Raw genomic sequence first — 16,903 nt, 5'->3', positions numbered from 1 at the left:
CGGTGCGATTCCCTCCCTTGGGAGGGGGCAGGGAGGGTTTATTCGTAATGCATATTGCATAAACCCCTCCCTGCCACAACTCAACCCATCACACCCCTCCCGTGGGGAGGGAACTTATCAGTGAGGCTATTACAAACCCACCTGTATGCCCGCGGTATAACCCCAATAGAATCCATGCAGGTCGCGGCCATCATGACGTGTCCAGCTGTTGATATATTTGGTGGTCATACTGCGGCCTTCTTCGGTATTGGTATTTACATAATTGATAGACGGACCGGCGAATATCTCTACCTTATTGGCTATCCGAAATGATGGCATCAGGCGGAACGTCGACTTCCAGTACTCATCCCCATCCTTAAAACTTTCCAATCCGCCGTTAACCAATTCTGTATTCAGGCGGAACGATTGAATAGTTAACACATGCGCGCCAAAACCAGCCTCGTAGGCATACTTTTGTTTTTTATTCTTGAAATTGTAACCAATACCCACAATCCCGTAAAACACCTTACCACCAGAGCGGAAGGTTAACAACGCGGTTTGATTTTGATCGAAAGTAGCGCCAAGACCTTTCTCGCCGTTTTTGGCTATGTTGATGATCCCTACCTGTGTACCGGCGCTATCCGCAATGTTCATAAAGCCTATTTGTGTACCTTTTGATTTTTTGGCCAGGTTCATAAAACCAGCTATCTGCGTGCCCTTATTATCGCGGGCTATGTTCATAAAACCGGCAAGCTGCAGGGTTGAAACATTGCCGCCTTTATTCAAAAAACCGGCTATCTGGGCGCCGCTGCTATTCTTTGCGATGTTGGCAAAACCGGCTATTGCTACCCCATTACCGCCGCCATAAGTATTTAAAAATCCGGCTACCATGGTGCCATCAGCATTTTTAGCAACGTGGTTTGAAAATCCGGCTATCTGGAAACCACGCGCGTCATTGTGGATGATATTGGTGATACCGCCAATGGTAACCCCGCGCTCGGCGGCCGATACACCGGCGATGAGGTTTAACGAAAAACTATTGGTGTCGCGTGGAGCGCTTGTCCAGTTGCTGCTGAGTGGGTAAACCAGGCCAACATTGGTACGGGGCCGGTCATGATCCTGAGCTTGTGCATTGGTGCCCACAAATACTATTAAACAAAACGTCCATATTTTTAAAATAGTTAATAAGATGCTGTCATTGTAAGAGTAAAAATTCATAACTGTATTATTTATCGTGTATTTGCAGCTATGACACACTCCATAAACTTTACCCTGACTCTGTTTTGAGAAAAAAAATCAGGAATAGAATCAAGAGATAAGAATCAGGAATCAAGACAAGTAAAATCCTATAGATTTATATAGGGAATAGAATCAAGGGATAAGAGTCAAGAATCAAGACACGTAAATACAAAAGACATAATTTGCGAAAGAAATGAGATAACGCGGACAGGTTCTTCCCTCTTGATTCTTGACTCTTATCTCTTGATTCTAAAAAAACTGTAACATTTTACCCCCCCGTGCGAATAATTGGTAAAACACAATAGATAGGTACTTCGATGAGTAATCAACAAGAGGAAATATTTTTATCCATAATTGAACAGAACAAGGGAATCATCTACAAGATCGCCAATTCGTTCAAGAAAGATGAAAATGATAAAAAGGACCTGGTGCAGGAGATCATCCTGCAGCTTTGGCGGGCCTTCCCCTGTTTTGATGACCGCAGTAAGCTGTCTACCTGGATGTATCGTGTGGCGCTAAATGTGGGTATCAGCTCGTACCGGAAGGAGAAAAAAAAGAATGACGTGATCGTTCCACTGTCCGAAACGATGATGGATTTTAGCGAGGAAACAGAGACGTCACCCGAAACACAGCTTAGTCTCCTGCAGCAATTTATTAACGAACTGAAGGAGCTGGACAGGGCCCTGATGCTGCTATATCTGGAAGAAAAAAGCGGCAAGGAAATAGCCGAAATACTGGGTTTGTCTGAAGCTAACGTGCGCACCAAAACCAACCGCATTAAAGAACAATTAAAACAAAAATTTTCAAAAATTAACGCTTAATACAATGGAAGAGTCAATGATAAAACAACTGTGGCAGGAGTATGATCAGAAGCTGGAAAAAAGCCTGCAGCTCAATTATAAGATCATCAGGGAAATGCAAACCAAAAAGATCGAGGACCATATCAACTCGTTTCGCCGCAACCAGGTTTTGGGTGTGGGGGTAGGCATATTATTTACCGTTTTTCTGGGCTTCCTGGTGATCAATAGTTTAAACAATATCTATTTCGCTATCTCCATCGGCCTTATCGCCCTGTTCAATATTTTTGCCGTGGCCGCTTACATCAGGCACCTGGCCATGCTGGAGCGTATAAGTATAGCCGATAGCATAACCCACACACAGGAAAAACTGGCGGCTATACAAAGTTCGTTGAACATGGTCGGCCGTATCATGATATTGCAAACCCCATTTTGGTGTACGTTTTGGTACAATCAGCAGTTGGTTGATCATGGTGGAACAACGTTTTGGGCTATCAACCTTACCGTAGTCGCTTTGTTTACTATACTATCCCTCTATCTGTTCAATGCCCTAACCTATAAAAACATACACCGCAAATGGGTACGGAGCTTTGTTGAAAGTTTTGGAGGCAAAAAGATCATCAAAGCTATGGAGTTTTTGAAGGAGATAGAGGAGTATAAAACGGAAGGTTGAGGGAGAGAGGCAAGAATTAAGAGATAAGAATCAAGAAAAAAGGAATATGATTATTTATTTCCTAAATTGTTGGACATTTTCTTAACTCTTGATTCTTGTCTCTTGATTCTCAACCTAAAACGCATATATCTCCCCGCCGACAAAACCGATGGCCTGCGCGTACTGGTGGACCGCCTGTGGCCCCGCGGTGTTACCAAAGAACGGGCACAAATTGACCGTTGGATGAAGGACGTAGCCCCGTCAACCGAATTGCGCAAACAATTCCATGCCAACCCGCAAAACTGGACAGAATTTCAGCACAACTACATCGCCGAACTGCAGCAATCAAAAGAAGCGGTTAATGAATTGATCGAACTGATCAAAACGCACGATACAGTCACGCTACTCTATTCCGTTCATGACGAAAAGCAAAACCATGCAGTAGTGTTGCGGGAGTTTTTGTTGACATTCATATAAACGCGTCATTGCTAGCGCAGCGTGGCAATCCCCGATTTGTAGAGCCGCTCTGTATTTTGGGGATTGCCACGCTGCGCTCAATAACGTGGTAGCTATAAATTTAAAGCCCTCTTCTTTGGATCGGGTTGGCTGAGGTTTTCCTCCCCTTCAGCAGCATTTTCATGCGCTGGCGTTTAAGCGATATTTTCACATAAGGTTGCTGTGTTTTATCAGCCTCCATTTTAAAGGCCGAGATGATATCCCGGTAGGATAATATACTCGTAACCTGGTTATCGACTGATGATAGTACAGGTAACACTTCCACATCAGTTTTCGACATCATCTCCATTGCATACCGCAGCGTATCGGTGCTTTTAACGGAAGCCCAGGCCTCTTTTTTAAGCAGATACTGTAATGGCGAAGCAGGGTCAAGATCAGTTCTGTAAATATCCGTCAGCTTTAAAGTACCGTTAAATTCGCCATCGTTATTTACTACAACAAGGTAATTATCGTGGATATTATTAGTACTTGCCCAGGCACGCACATCGGCAATGCTGTTGTTAAGATTGATGACTGTTGCTTCATCGCTGATCACCTGCGAAACCACCATTTTCTGCAGCAGATCGGGTTCAAAGGAATCTGGCGTAAAAATACCTCTGCGGGCTATTTTTTCGGTCATGATAGTATTTTCCATCAGGAAAAATGACACCATATAAGCAGCCGTACAAGCGCCCAGCAAAGGCAGCAGCGCATGCGATTGCATCGTAGCTTCCAGCGCGAAAGTAATACTGGTTAAATACGCCCTCGAAGCTCCCGCGAACATGGCCGACATACCGATGAGCGCCGCCATCGGGATACTGATACCCGAATTAGGGAATACCAATAAAATAAGCGTGCCCGTGAGCGCACCTGCCGCTCCGCCCATCGTGAGTAATGGCGCCAGAGTACCACCGGATGTACCGCTACCCAGCGCGATGGCCCAGGATAAAAATTTCAGGAACAACAGGTTACAAATAATGATCAGCGGCCATTTGCCCGATAGCAAACCCGTAATATTATCATACCCTACACCCAGCGTATGCGGCGCGAAAAAGCCGATAACACCTACCGCAAGGCCGCCGATAGCCGGCCACCAGATCCAGTGAATGGGCAGTTTTTCAAAATTATCTTCAATAACGTATACTATTTTGGTAATGCCCAATGATAAAAAGCCAATAACGATACCCATAAAGCTGTAAATACCCAATGCCAGGTTTGATGGCGTCGGCAAATCCGGCATGGGGAATACCGGTCCTGCCTCAAACAACAAATGATGACCCGCCGCTCCAGTTATACAGGCTAAAGCCACAGGCAGGATGGCTTTTGGGGAAAATTCAAACAGCAACAACTCAATAGCCAAAAACACGGCCGCTATAGGTGTACCAAATATAGCCGACATGCCCGCCGTTGCCCCTGCTGCCAGAATGATCTTCCGCTCATTAGCGGTTATCCGGAACAACTGCCCCAGGGTTGATCCTAAGGCGCCGCCTGTGGCTATAATAGGTCCTTCGGCACCAAACGGCCCACCGGTACCTATAGCAATAGCCGATGATACCGGTTTCAAAAAAGTTATAGCCGGGTTAATATTGCTTTCGTTCACCAATATCTGCTCCATAGCTTCGGGGATACCGTGCCCCCGGATAGCTTTCGACCCGTAAAAGGCCATAATACCCACCAGTATACCACCAATGGCCGGGATAATAATAACCCATGGCCCCAGATGGTTACCGGCAGGCGAGTGAAATCCCAGACTGAACGATCCATAGAAAGAGATGTTGGTAACCAGGTTGATCAGAAAGATCAAAACCTTGGCGATAAGACTGATAGCTACGGCCACCGCTACCGATAAACAAGAAATAAATACGAGTCGCTTTTTTTGAATGATACCGTTTCCGGAATTAGATGGGTTCTCTATATAATTTAACGCGGGCGATATGGGTATCCCGGCTTTACCTGTAGCTTTTTTTAATGATTCCATTTTTGCGATGCCGGCAAATGATTATTTGGGCCAGCTTTTCGGGGTACAAAATTAGAATATTTTCATTACAAATATTGCATAAACAATATAAATAAAACATTAATTTTACATTTTAATATTAATTGTATTATTTAAACAATAACTCACATGTAAGTTATTGTGATGAGTAGAATCGACTCGGTCTACGCTTTTTAATACACGCGTCATTGCGAGGTACGAAGCAATCCCCGATAAGCAGAGTGGCTCTGTATAGCATAGAGATTGCTTCGTACCTCGCAATGACGCGCGGAAATTGTAATGTATCCCCCTCTATGCGCAAAGCGGAGAGAGGGGTGACAAGCGCAGCGACATCGGGGTGAGTCGCTAAACTTAGGTTAGGCTAACAATTAAATAATTATTATTGCACAACATTTATGACAAAAGCCGCCAACACCTGCGATCTGAGCACCTGTTTTTTGTGCCGCAACAGCCTCAAAGACTGGCTACCGGCTATAGGCGCCCACAAACAGAACATCACCTTGAAAAAAGGGCAACAGCTGTTTAAGGAGGGCGATGACGTAACCGGCATATACTTTATGTATCAGGGCGTGGTAAAAGTCCACAAACAGTGGGACCAGGAAAAGGACCTCATCCTGCGGTTTGCCCAACAGGGCGATATTGTAGGTCATTTAGGTTTGGGCGAAACATCAACCTACCCTATATCGGCAACTGCTATTGAACCGGCAATTGTTTGCTACGTTGCTATGGATTTCTTTGAATCGTCATTAAATGTAAACAGTCAGCTTACGTACAAGCTCATGAAGTTTTTTGCCAATGAGCTGCAGGAATCGGAAAAACGAATGCGAAACCTGGCGCATATGCCGGTAAAAGAACGCATTGCACAGGCACTGCTCTCTCTCCGTAACCAGTTTGGCTTAAATACTGATGGTTATGTGGATATTGAACTCACCCGGCAGGATATCTCCTCCTACGCAAGCGTTGTGTACGAAACGTTTTTTAAAGTAACACAGGAATTTATCCAAAACAAGCTTATCACCCTCGACGGCAAAAGCTTCAAGCTCCTGAACGAGGATGCTCTGAAAGAAATGACTTTGGGGCGGAAGAGGTAGCAGCTTGTTCTGTCATCCTAAACTTGTTTCAGAATCCCTCAGGACAGATATAACTACCATCTAATTTACCCGATTTGAATATCTTAAACTCTTGTTCTGAATTTATACCTAAATTGCAGCCGGGAGGTTTTTCATTGAGCAAGTACAGCAAATTAAGGCGGTTTCATAACTTTTTTAAGTTTCAGCGCGATTTCCGGGCCAACAGTGTTCAAAAGGTCAGGAGTTATGAGGTAGTGCTGCTCTGGCTGCGAAACAATCTTTCGCACAGTCATTTCCTGATACTATCGGGTATCCTGGTGGGCTGTACGGCGGGTTTGGCTGGGGTTGTTTTAAAAATGCTGGTGCATTATATCCATTATCTCATCACCTCCAAATTCCAGTTCGAGCAACAAATCGTGTTTTATGTGGTATTTCCCCTGCTCGGTATTGTGATCACTACACTCGTAGTACTATACATTTACCGGGGCAACGACCGTAAAGGAATCCCAGCCATACTGTATGAAATAGCACAGAACTCCAGCCTGGTATCACCGGTAAAAATGTACTCCCAGATAGTGCAAAGCGCCATTACGGTGGGTTTGGGTGGTTCGGCGGGTTTAGAGAGCCCTATCGCGGTAACGGGTTCGGCCATTGGTTCCAACTTCGCCAAAACCTACAAGCTTGACTATAAAGACCGTACACTACTATTGGCCGCAGGTGCTACGGCAGGTATAGCTTCGGCATTCAATGCCCCTATAGCAGGGATGATGTTCGCCTTTGAAATATTGCTCACTGGTGTGGTTTTTACTGATTTTATTCCTTTGGTGGTAGCTGCTGTATGCGGTAGCCTGGTATCAAGGATCATTCTGAACGAGGAGGCCTTATTTCAGTTTACATCCCGCAACCCATTCAACTACAAAAATATACCGTTCTATATTGTACTGGGTATTGCCTGTGGTTTATATGCCCGTTATTTTGTGGTGATATCGCAATGGGTAGAGCACCAATTTAAACACCTCAAAAGGAGCAGGTTGCAAAAAGCCATCATTGCCGGGTTATTACTATCTATACTCTGTGTATTGTTTCCGCCTCTATTTGGTGAAGGTTATTCGACCATTAAGGTGCTGGCTACGGGTAAGATAGAGGCGGTGGTAGCGGTTAGCTTTTTTAAATACTTCACTTTTCATGAGTGGTTTATTTTGTTGTTTCTGGGCTTTATTTGCCTGTTAAAAGCCTTTGCAACCTCCATTACCATCTATGGCGGCGGTAATGGCGGTAATTTCGCGCCATCGTTATTTGCAGGCGGTACGCTGGGCTATTTTATAGCGGTAGTATGCACACAGATGGGTATCCCGAATGTGCCGGTAACCAATATGGTTATTGTAGGCATGGCCGGGGTAATGAGCGGCGTGTTGTATGCCCCTTTGACGGCCATATTCCTGATAGCGGAATCCAGTTCGGGGTATGATCTTTTTATACCGTTGATGATCGTTTCGGTGATATCGTTCCTGATTGCCAAACGTTTCTCGGCCATATCGCCCGATCTGAAGCAACTGGCCGAAGAGGGCAAAATATTTACCCGTGAACACGATCAAAACCTGCTCCTGCTATTGCATACGCCCGATCTGATCGACCATGACGTACAGGAAATCAGCATTTATGCATCATTCACAGAATTAATTGGATTGATCAGCGTAGGTAAGAAAAACTTCATCGCCGTAACCAATGAAGATCACGTACTGGAAGGTATTATCCTGCTGGATGATATCAGACCTGTGATGTTCAATAAAGAACTTTATGATGAACTAAACGTACAAAAAGTAATGGTTACCCCACCCGCTATTATTGATGCCGGAGATGATGTGCGGGAAATTGTCAGGAAATTTGATGAAACCAATACCTGGAACCTTCCGGTGGTTGATCAGCATAGATTTGTAGGCTTTATATCCAAATCAAGTGTTTTAAACCGCTACCGGCAATTGTTGAAAGAGTATTCTGGTTAAAAACTATAATCATGAGTAAATTAAGCGCGGCTTTTGGGCAATTTGATGCCTATAATCAAAAAGATCCTCACACTTTTACCTGGGAAGGCAAAAGTTATCCGCAGGAATATTTTTTGGCCATTAAACTATATGATTGGGTAAAACAATTGCAACCTGATGCCAACGAGGAATTATTATTGGCCTCCCGGAGCCAGCATATCGGTCGCTGGGAAATCCCCCGTAATACCTATCCCGATGGCCGTGAGGCTTATTTAAAATGGCGTAAAGACCTTGCCCTGCACCATGCCGAAAAATCTACCGCTATGATGGAAGATGCAGGTTATACTCCAGAGCAAATTGCCCGGGTGAGGCAGATATTATTAAAACAAAAGATTAAGGTTGATCCTGATGTGCAAACCATGGAAAACGCCCTTTGCCTGGTTTTTCTGCAGTTTCAATATGAGGATTTTCATCCTAAGTACGAAGCCGACAAGGTGATCAATATTCTCAAAAAGTCACTGCTAAAAATGGATACGCACGGGCACCAGTTTGCATTAACCCTGCCTTATTCTGATCAGGGGATGCATTATATTCAGGAGGCTTTGAAACTGATCAACAGCAACTAATCATTTCGCCGGTTCTTTTCTATCACCAAAGGAAACAGATGAATTTACAAAATTGATGGTCATACTGGTAAACTGTATAAACATATCCTGCCCTATGTTACCATAGTAATATTTGTCGCTTACCTGGGCTGTTTCCAGGCTTACCTGGGTATTGCGGAAGAGTACCGGCTTATGATCAACAGTGAAAGTGAGTTGAGGCACCTTGATAATATTCATTCGTCTTGAACCACCGGCCCCTCCCATTTGCAGGCTGTCTTTTTTGGAAATGCTATCCAGCTGGGTTTTAAACCGCTTATAAAAATTATCGCTAAATAAAGTCCCCTGTGCGCCGGTATCAAAAGTAAAAGGTAATGCCTTGCTCTGATAATCCATATATATAATGGGCTGCAACAGATCAAGCGCCAGGTTATGTGGCACAGGCCTTTTATCAGCCACTAAAGGTATATGCATAGTATCCCTGGCAATGGTTATTTCTTCCAATGCTTTAATAATGGGCAAGCCAATAATTCCGTTTATTTTATAGGCCCCGCCCGCAAAACTTAATGCGCTATCCGGAAATATCAGGAACAAGGCGTTATTGATCTGCACTTTACCAATATGTAAATGTTTGGCCATGCCTAATTTCACTTTGCTGCTCACACCGTTCATGCCACCGTCTATGCGCACTTCGGAGCTTTTAATAACATCCAGGTTCAGCTTTTGGGCATAGGTGGCGGTTATGGTTGATATATTGGCGCCGGTATCAAAAATGAACAGATAACTGCTATCCTGTTGCTGCACCGGGATATTCCACAAACCGGCCATATCTTTTTTTACCGGGATGGCTGATGAAGCTTGTTTCTGCACCTGCTGAACAGGAGTGTTTGCAAGCGCGGCCCATATCTTGTTTTCGTCCAGCTGATCGGTTAATTCACTTGGGCTAAACATGGCACGGTAATCCTTAACCAATTGTTCGGCAGCTGTATGCGCCCCTTTGTATTGACTTAGTTTAACATAATTATCATAAGCAATACGGTGCAGGTAAAACTGCAATTTACTGTCGCCTGCCCCTATTTTACCGGCAAATATTTTTTTAAGCAATACGCTTGATGTTTCGGGCTGATTAAATACGTTGGCTAAAAATGCCTGATAAAGCATCCGGTTATTTGCCGATAAATGAGAGGTGCTTAAAACCTGCTCTAATTGCGTATATTGTTTGGTATATACCAGCTCATTAAGTTGCTTTATCTGTGCTGATAAGGGCAATTCAATGGCAAACAGCATTATGGTTAAGGTTAACAGGCAGCGTATTTTCATTTCAACGGAATAAATTATTAAGATATTTAAGGCAAAGTTTTGTTACGTCATATTGTTTATAATTTCCTTAAACTTTGTAAAAAAGAATATACTTTTCACAACAAGGAGCTTTGTTTTCAAACAATTAGATTGTTTAACCCTTTATTGTTAAATTAATAAATATGCCTAAGTGGGTTAAAACATTATTAAAAATATTAGGTGGTATTATAGCATTGGTTATAATAGCCTTTATCATTGTTACTGCTTATGTGATTTACAACAAGCAAAAAGTGCTTACCATGATCACTACCGAGCTTAACAAAAACATCAATGGCACGCTTACCATCGGCGGGCTTGACCCTACCTTTTTCAAGGGATTCCCAGGTGTGTCTGTGGCGCTAAAAAATGTAACCTTAAAAGATAAACTGTGGGCCAGCCATCGCCATACACTGCTCAGCGCGAATGATATTTATGTTTCTGTAAATGCCGGCGCTTTGCTGAAGGGCACAGTCGATATCAATAAAATAGAGATCAGCAATGCCAAAATTGATCTGTTTACAGACAGTACAGGCTATAGTAATACTGCCGTTTTTAAAAGCAAGAGCCCTGAAAATACGCCAAAAACCAAGGATAAGAGCAACTCATCAACCCAAATAAAACGCTTTGAATTAAACAACGTTACCTTTGTTGTCGACGACCGGAAGGCTTATAAATTATTCCAGTTTGAAGTGCAGGATATTGATGGCAGAATGGATTATCCTGCTACAGGCTGGAGGGCTCACCTTCAACTAAAAACGCTGGTAAAAAGTTTCTCGTTCAATACCAGAAAAGGGAGTTTCATGAAAGACAAGCTGCTTAATGGGCCTTTTGATATCGGCTATGAAAACAAAAGCAAACTGATCACCGTTGCTCCTAACAAATTGGATATTGGCGATGATACCTTCACTATTGGTGCACAATTTAACCTGGCTCAAAAATCCACAGACTTTACCATAAATATAGCTAACGATAATATCCTTTGGAGAAGTGCATCAAACCTGTTAGCGGCCAATATTACTAAAAGCCTCCGGATGTTTGATCTGGACAAACCAATCGCCGTAAAGTGCGACTTAAAAGGTAGTTTTAACGGAGGCGGAGATCCTTTGATCTTTGTTACCTGTAAGGTAAAAGATAATACATTAACTACTCCGGGCGGCAATATAAATAATTGCAGTTTTAATGGGGTATTTAGCAATAATTATATCAACGGCAAAGGGTTGGGCGATGAAAATTCGGTTATTAAGCTTTATCATTTCAATGGCGATTACAAGGGTTTGCCTTTTACAGTTGATACCGCTTTTATTAATAACCTGAATACGCCGGTAGCCACCGGTATATTCCGGTCAAAATTTGACGTGGAAAAACTTAATCCCGTTATTGGCGAGCAGAGCCTTAAGTTTACAAAAGGTACCGCCGATATTACCATGGCTTACAAAGCCGACCTGGTAAATTACGAGTTAAACAAACCTGTGCTGGACGGTGTAGTTAACATCAAAAATGCTGATGTTAGTTATTTACCGCGTAACCTTCATTTTAAAAATACGGGTATAGCACTGAGATTTTATAAGAACGATTTGTATATGAATAATATCCGCTTGCAAACGGGTAATAGTGTGGTAAATATGCAAGGAAAGGTGAGTAATTTTTTAAATCTGTACTACACAGCCCCTGAGAAAATACTGATCGTATGGCAAATAACAAGTCCGCAGTTACATATAGCCGAATTTTTAGGCTTTTTGAATGCCCGCCAAAGCGAAGCGCCGGCTAAAACAAAAAATACCAAAATAAATTTGAACAACAAACTCAACACCGCATTTGACAAAGGCAGGGCCGAATTGCATCTGCGTGTTGCCAAAGTTTATTATAAAAAGTTTTTAGCTACCGATGCCACTGCCGATCTGTTGCTGGATAATAATATTATAAAAGTTCAAAATGTTAGCGTTAAAAACGCGGGCGGGTCGTTAAAACTGGCCGGCAACCTGGTACAAAATGGCAAGGTGAATAACTTTTTGCTTAACACGCAGGTTGATAATGTAAATGTAAGCAACTTTTTTGAATCGTTTAATGATTTTGGCCTGAAGAGCTTTTCATCAAAAAACCTTAGAGGATTTTTATCGGCGCAGGCTCATCTTACAGGCGGGATCAATAATGATGGTAATCTGGTACCACGATCATTAAAGGGAACAGCCACCATCGATCTGCAAAAAGGGGCCTTGATTAATTTTAGCCCGATAACAAGTGTAGGGAAATTCGCGTTCCCTTTCCGCGATCTGAAGAATATCACCTTTTCAAACCTGAAGGGTAAGTTTGATATTGACGGCGATAAGATCAACATCAGTCCTATGCAAATCAACTCGAGTGTGCTCAACATGGATGTAGCCGGCGTATATTCCCTTTCAAAAGGTACCAATATAGCGCTTGATATACCATTGCGTAATCCTAAAAAAGATACCGCTATAGTTGATCAAACTGAACGAAATAAAAAACGCATGAAGGGTATTGTTTTACATATATTAGCTACAGACGGCGACGACGGCAAGATTAAAATAAAATGGAACAAGAACAGAGCGAAAAAAGAAGAGACCAGCGCCGAAATAACCAACTAAATTAAAAAAAGGCTATAATAAACCGTTATTACATCCTTGCGTCATGTAATTTTGACACAATAATAGCATTTAATTGAGTATCTTTGTGCATCCATTTAAGAGATCATACATTTGATTAAACATTTATTGGTTACTAACACCACGCTTCGTACTGCAATAACAGCATTAGCCAACCCTCGTAACTATCCCGGGTATAGTAAAATTTACGGAAGCAAAGTTTAATTTAATTTATTTTTTAATACCGCCCGGTTAAAGCTAACCGGACAAAAATCTTATCGGACTGTTTATTAGCTTGAAAAAAATCTATTCAAAAAAATGAGACAACTTAAAATATCCCAATCCATTACCAACCGCGAGTCTCAGTCGCTTGAAAAGTATCTGCATGAAATAGGCAAGGTAGATTTAATTAGTGCGCAGGAAGAAGTGATCCTGGCACAAAAGATCCGTGAGGGCGACCAGGCCGCATTAGAAAGGTTAACCAAAACTAACCTTCGTTTTGTGGTGTCAGTAGCAAAACAGTATCAAAATCAAGGCCTTACTTTGGGCGACCTTATCAACGAAGGAAACTTAGGCCTGATTAAAGCAGCCAGACGTTTTGATGAAACCAAAGGTTTTAAATTCATTTCATATGCCGTATGGTGGATCCGCCAGTCGATATTATCGGCAGTTGCAGAGCAATCACGTATTGTGCGCTTACCTTTAAACCAAATTGGTTCATTAAGCAAAATACATAAAGCAGCTTCAAAACTAGAGCAAGAGTTTGAAAGACAGCCTACACCAGAGGAATTGGCTGATGACCTGGAAATATCTGTTGATAAAATAGCCGACTCCCTGAGTAATGCAGGCCGCCAGATATCTATGGATGCTCCGTTTATCCAGGGCGAAGAAAACACTTTGCTTGACGTACTGCAAAGTACCGATGCGGCAACTGATACCGAACTGATGATGGACTCACTATCACAAGAGATCAAACGTTCATTAAGCATCCTTGCCGAACGCGACCGCGAGGTGATCATCTTATTCTTCGGTTTAGGTGGCTACGCTCCGCATTCTTTGGAAGAAATAGGCGAGAAATTTAACCTGACCCGCGAACGTGTACGCCAGTTAAAGGATAAAGCTTTGATGCGTTTGCGTCATAATTCCAAATCAAATCTTTTACAATCGTATTTGAACTAATATTGCGGGCGCACAGCGCCCAAATTTTATAAAAAAGGCTGATGGTTTTACCATCGGCCTTTTTTGTTTCTATTTCTCCTTCCTTGTATGTCATCCTTCGCTATCGCTCAAAATGACAAATAGGCAAGAAAAATCCAAGCATAAAAAAAGCACCCACACAATGTGCAGATGCTTGTACGATTTTATAATGATAGTTATTAACCTACTTTTACATTTACCGCATTTAAGCCTTTTTTACCTTGCTCTACATCGTAGGTAACACTGTCGTTTTCACGGATAGTGTCAATAAGGCCTGAGGCATGTACAAAAACTTCGGCACCACCATTACTTGGTGTAATAAATCCAAAACCTTTGCTTTCGTTGAAAAATTTTACTGTTCCTTGCATTATATTTTTATTTAATTAAGTAAAGATACGGTTAATAATTAACAATTAATTATAAATAAGCCAATTAAGTTTTAATACTTTATATTAACCTGATAAACGCTTCCTGAAAAAGCATCTGCCAGCAGCTAAATATAACCTTAAAACAGGCGATTCCGATCAATACTTAGTGTAATAATAACACAGTAAATTTTCCTTTAATATTTATCTGTTTTTTACAAATCCGGATAAAACTATGCTTAGTATCACCTCTGTTATCGCAATCTTAACCTTTGATACGCTTAAAGATCTATTTTGATATGGCGCTTTACAACCTCTGTTAATTGAGTAAGGTCAAAAGGTTTTTGAATGTAGCCATCCGCTTCGCCTGCTTTGGCAATTTCCTTTAAGTTATTTACCGCCGAAATAAGTATTACCGGGATATGACTGGTTGCAGGATCATTCTTCAAAGCTTTGCTCAGTTGCTGCCCGCTCAGGTCGCTTGTCCAGTCGGTAAGCCAGTTATCAAGCAATATCAGATCGGGCTCCAGCTCGCTAACTTTTTTTAATATCCTGGCATTATCCGAGGCAATTACCTCGTAGCCTGCTTCCTCCAGCACATATACAATGGTATCCCTGATGTCTTTATCATCCTCTATTACAAAAATTTTTTTGGCCATAGATGCTTTGCTTAAAGCAGGAGCAATTAATTATAATTAATAATTAAACCACATCCTGCCTTAAATATAAACACATGATGTGCTACCTTTTGTTTTGGAAAAGAGGGATTTATAGCAAAATAATTTTGATCTTTTAGCTATGGTAGCAAATACGGCATCGAGGCTCATAGCTTTCCTGTTCGCCAAGGAGTATTTTGGCTTCGTCTGGAACCAAACGATATGAATAAAGCGCCGGATTACCACATCTCACACAAACAGCATGTAATTTGGTAACCGACTCGGCAATGGCCATAATAGCTGGCATTGGACCAAACGGGCGGCCCTTAAAATCCATATCCAAACCTGCAACTATTACACGAATGCCTTTGTTAGCCAATATGTTGCAAACTTCGGGCAGTTCATCATCAAAAAACTGGGCTTCGTCAATACCTACAACATGTGCATCGCTACTGAGTAACAATATGGCCGAAGCGCTATCAACCGGGGTTGAAGGTATAGAATTAGCATTGTGTGAAACCAGGGCATCTTCAACAAAACGGGTATCGGCTTTAGGGCTAAATATCTCTACTCTTAGCTTCGCGATACGAGCACGGTTAAGCCTTCTGATGAGCTCTTCTGTTTTACCAGAAAACATAGATCCGCAGATCAGTTCAATACTTCCGCCTAATTCACTTTTACGTTTAAAAATTTCCTCGTTAAATACCATTCTGACTATTGTGGAGGGCAAATATCAGAATTTAATCCTATTTTTGATAAGCATTTTTCTAAGATTAAAGCCATGAAGCAACTGGATGTATTTAAAAAGATAGGTGGAATTTTAAAAGAGCTTAATGACCAATATAATTACCTTGAAGCCGAAAGCAGCGAACTGAACGAATTGGAATTGGAGCTGTTTGTTGCTAACGCCCATTTTTTAAAAGATCATGCCGAAATATTACGCCGGTTGCATGAGCGTGCCAACCCGGTTCTGCCGGTACCTGTTGCCGAAAAACCCGAACCGGTAATAGAAATAAGTAAGCCTATTCCATTGCCTCTGCCTCCTCCGGCACCTATTGAAAAAAAGCCGGAGCCAGTAACCGAGCCCCGCTATTTTGAACCCGTTGTACAACAAAAACCTGTTGCCGAAACCAAACTGGAGTTAAGCCAGGATATTCCAGCAATACCTGTTCAGCCACCGTATAACCCTGTTCAAAACGAGCCGGAGCCTGCACCTGTACAGGAAGAACAGCAGTCTGCTCCAACCATTGATCTGAAGGTCGAAAGTACGGGTGATACCTATTCATTTGAGCGTCATGAACAAGAGCCGGTAAAAGAAGAATTGGAGCTTGAACAAGCTGCAGAATGGGAAGATGAAGAAGATCATTTTGAACAGGAAGAGCTTACCGAACAATTACCCCTGGTAGAGGCAGATACTCAACCAGTTGCCGAACAGGAACTCACCGTAACCGATGCGGAACAGACTCCAGATCACGCCAATAAAGGCAAAGCCGTAACCGACGATAAAGTACTGACCATTAATCAAAAAATATCGGCATTAAAAGCCGAAAAAGATAAAGTAGCAGCAACCACGTCACCTGCGGCTGTTTTACCTATTACCGATCTAAAATCGGCCATTAACCTGAATGATAAATTACTTTATATCAAAGACTTGTTTAATGGTTACAGCCTGGCCTACAGCGAAGCTATTGAAATAGCCAACCGCTTTAATTCATTTGATGAAGCGGAGCGCTTTTTGAAAACCAACTATGTTGTAAAAAACAACTGGGAAAGCAAACCCGCTACTGCCGAAAAATTTTATGCTCTGCTCAAACGAAGATACCCAACAGGCTAAAGGCTAAAGGCTAAAGGCTAAAGGCTAAAGGCTAAAGGCTAAAGGCTAAAGGCTAAAGGCTAAAGGCTAAAGGCTAAAGGCTAAAGGCTAAAGGCTAC

15 protein-coding genes are annotated in these 16,903 nt (G+C 42.3%); 9 read left to right on the top strand and 6 right to left on the bottom strand.

Translation table 11 applies throughout. The features are described from left to right. Positions 1-129 precede the first annotated feature (129 nt). Complete coding sequence (locus tag FHW89_RS20765) at positions 130-1,197, bottom strand: hypothetical protein (protein WP_172336973.1); 1,068 nt, start codon at positions 1,195-1,197, stop codon at positions 130-132. Between the two features lie 338 nt (positions 1,198-1,535). Between FHW89_RS20765 and FHW89_RS20760 the strand changes: the two genes are divergently transcribed. The 3 genes from FHW89_RS20760 (at position 1,536) to FHW89_RS20750 (ending at position 3,144) form a co-directional block, all read left to right on the top strand. Next, complete coding sequence (locus FHW89_RS20760) at positions 1,536-2,039, top strand: RNA polymerase sigma factor (protein ID WP_172336972.1); 504 nt, start codon at positions 1,536-1,538, stop codon at positions 2,037-2,039. Between the two features lie 4 nt (positions 2,040-2,043). Beyond that, positions 2,044-2,688, top strand: coding sequence for a hypothetical protein (locus tag FHW89_RS20755; protein WP_172336971.1), 645 nt, complete (start codon positions 2,044-2,046; stop codon positions 2,686-2,688). Between the two features lie 102 nt (positions 2,689-2,790). Next, positions 2,791-3,144, top strand: a complete 354-nt coding sequence (locus FHW89_RS20750; protein ID WP_172336970.1) for a DUF488 domain-containing protein — start codon at positions 2,791-2,793, stop codon at positions 3,142-3,144. Positions 3,145-3,244: 100 nt separating this feature from the next. Here the strand turns inward: FHW89_RS20750 and FHW89_RS20745 are convergent, their stop codons facing one another. Continuing rightward, on the bottom strand, positions 3,245-5,140 hold the full coding sequence (locus FHW89_RS20745; RefSeq protein ID WP_172336969.1) for a chloride channel protein: 1,896 nt from the start codon (positions 5,138-5,140) through the stop codon (positions 3,245-3,247). Between the two features lie 413 nt (positions 5,141-5,553). Between FHW89_RS20745 and FHW89_RS20740 the strand changes: the two genes are divergently transcribed. The 3 genes from FHW89_RS20740 to FHW89_RS20730 all read left to right on the top strand — a co-directional run bounded on the left by FHW89_RS20740 (position 5,554) and on the right by FHW89_RS20730 (position 8,836). Beyond that, the gene (locus FHW89_RS20740; RefSeq protein WP_172336968.1) at positions 5,554-6,249 is read left to right on the top strand and encodes a Crp/Fnr family transcriptional regulator; all 696 of its coding nucleotides are present in this window, start codon (positions 5,554-5,556) and stop codon (positions 6,247-6,249) included. A gap of 74 nt (positions 6,250-6,323) precedes the next feature. Beyond that, positions 6,324-8,231: a chloride channel protein gene (locus FHW89_RS20735; RefSeq protein ID WP_216650646.1), complete on the top strand. Its 1,908-nt coding sequence runs from the start codon at positions 6,324-6,326 to the stop codon at positions 8,229-8,231. A gap of 11 nt (positions 8,232-8,242) precedes the next feature. Then, a complete protein-coding gene (locus FHW89_RS20730; protein WP_172336967.1) occupies positions 8,243-8,836 on the top strand; it encodes a DUF4202 domain-containing protein in 594 nt (197 codons plus the stop codon). Here FHW89_RS20730 and FHW89_RS20725 read toward each other — a convergent pair whose 3' ends face one another. After that, positions 8,837-10,132, bottom strand: coding sequence for a pepsin/retropepsin-like aspartic protease family protein (locus tag FHW89_RS20725; protein ID WP_172336966.1), 1,296 nt, complete (start codon positions 10,130-10,132; stop codon positions 8,837-8,839). A 161-nt stretch (positions 10,133-10,293) separates the two neighbouring features. Here FHW89_RS20725 and FHW89_RS20720 point away from each other — a divergent pair, with 161 nt between their 5' ends. Both FHW89_RS20720 and FHW89_RS20715 read left to right on the top strand, forming a co-directional pair. Then, positions 10,294-12,756 (top strand): AsmA-like C-terminal region-containing protein, encoded by a 2,463-nt coding sequence (locus tag FHW89_RS20720; RefSeq protein WP_172336965.1) that lies wholly within the window; start codon positions 10,294-10,296, stop codon positions 12,754-12,756. Between the two features lie 315 nt (positions 12,757-13,071). Beyond that, positions 13,072-13,932 carry an RNA polymerase sigma factor RpoD/SigA gene (locus FHW89_RS20715; RefSeq protein ID WP_172336964.1) on the top strand — a complete coding sequence of 287 codons (861 nt, stop codon included), beginning with the start codon at positions 13,072-13,074 and terminating at the stop codon, positions 13,930-13,932. 197 nt (positions 13,933-14,129) lie between these two features. Here FHW89_RS20715 and FHW89_RS20710 read toward each other — a convergent pair whose 3' ends face one another. From FHW89_RS20710 to FHW89_RS20700, 3 genes are all read right to left on the bottom strand, one after another. Beyond that, complete coding sequence (locus FHW89_RS20710) at positions 14,130-14,321, bottom strand: cold-shock protein (RefSeq protein ID WP_076378023.1); 192 nt, start codon at positions 14,319-14,321, stop codon at positions 14,130-14,132. A gap of 275 nt (positions 14,322-14,596) precedes the next feature. After that, complete coding sequence (locus FHW89_RS20705) at positions 14,597-14,974, bottom strand: two-component system response regulator (protein WP_172336963.1); 378 nt, start codon at positions 14,972-14,974, stop codon at positions 14,597-14,599. A 133-nt stretch (positions 14,975-15,107) separates the two neighbouring features. Next, positions 15,108-15,680, bottom strand: a complete 573-nt coding sequence (locus FHW89_RS20700; RefSeq protein WP_172336962.1) for a thymidine kinase — start codon at positions 15,678-15,680, stop codon at positions 15,108-15,110. A gap of 72 nt (positions 15,681-15,752) precedes the next feature. On the opposite strand from FHW89_RS20700, the gene FHW89_RS20695 reads away from it, so the two are divergent. Continuing rightward, positions 15,753-16,805, top strand: coding sequence for a hypothetical protein (locus tag FHW89_RS20695; RefSeq protein ID WP_172336961.1), 1,053 nt, complete (start codon positions 15,753-15,755; stop codon positions 16,803-16,805). The last annotated feature ends 98 nt before the right edge of the window (positions 16,806-16,903 follow it).

Origin of the sequence: Mucilaginibacter sp. SG564 (assembly GCF_013149275.1) — a bacterium.
GTDB lineage: Bacteria > Bacteroidota > Bacteroidia > Sphingobacteriales > Sphingobacteriaceae > Mucilaginibacter.
The sequence above is the reverse complement of the archived record's forward strand: the minus strand, read 5'-3'. Positions and strand labels throughout refer to the sequence as shown.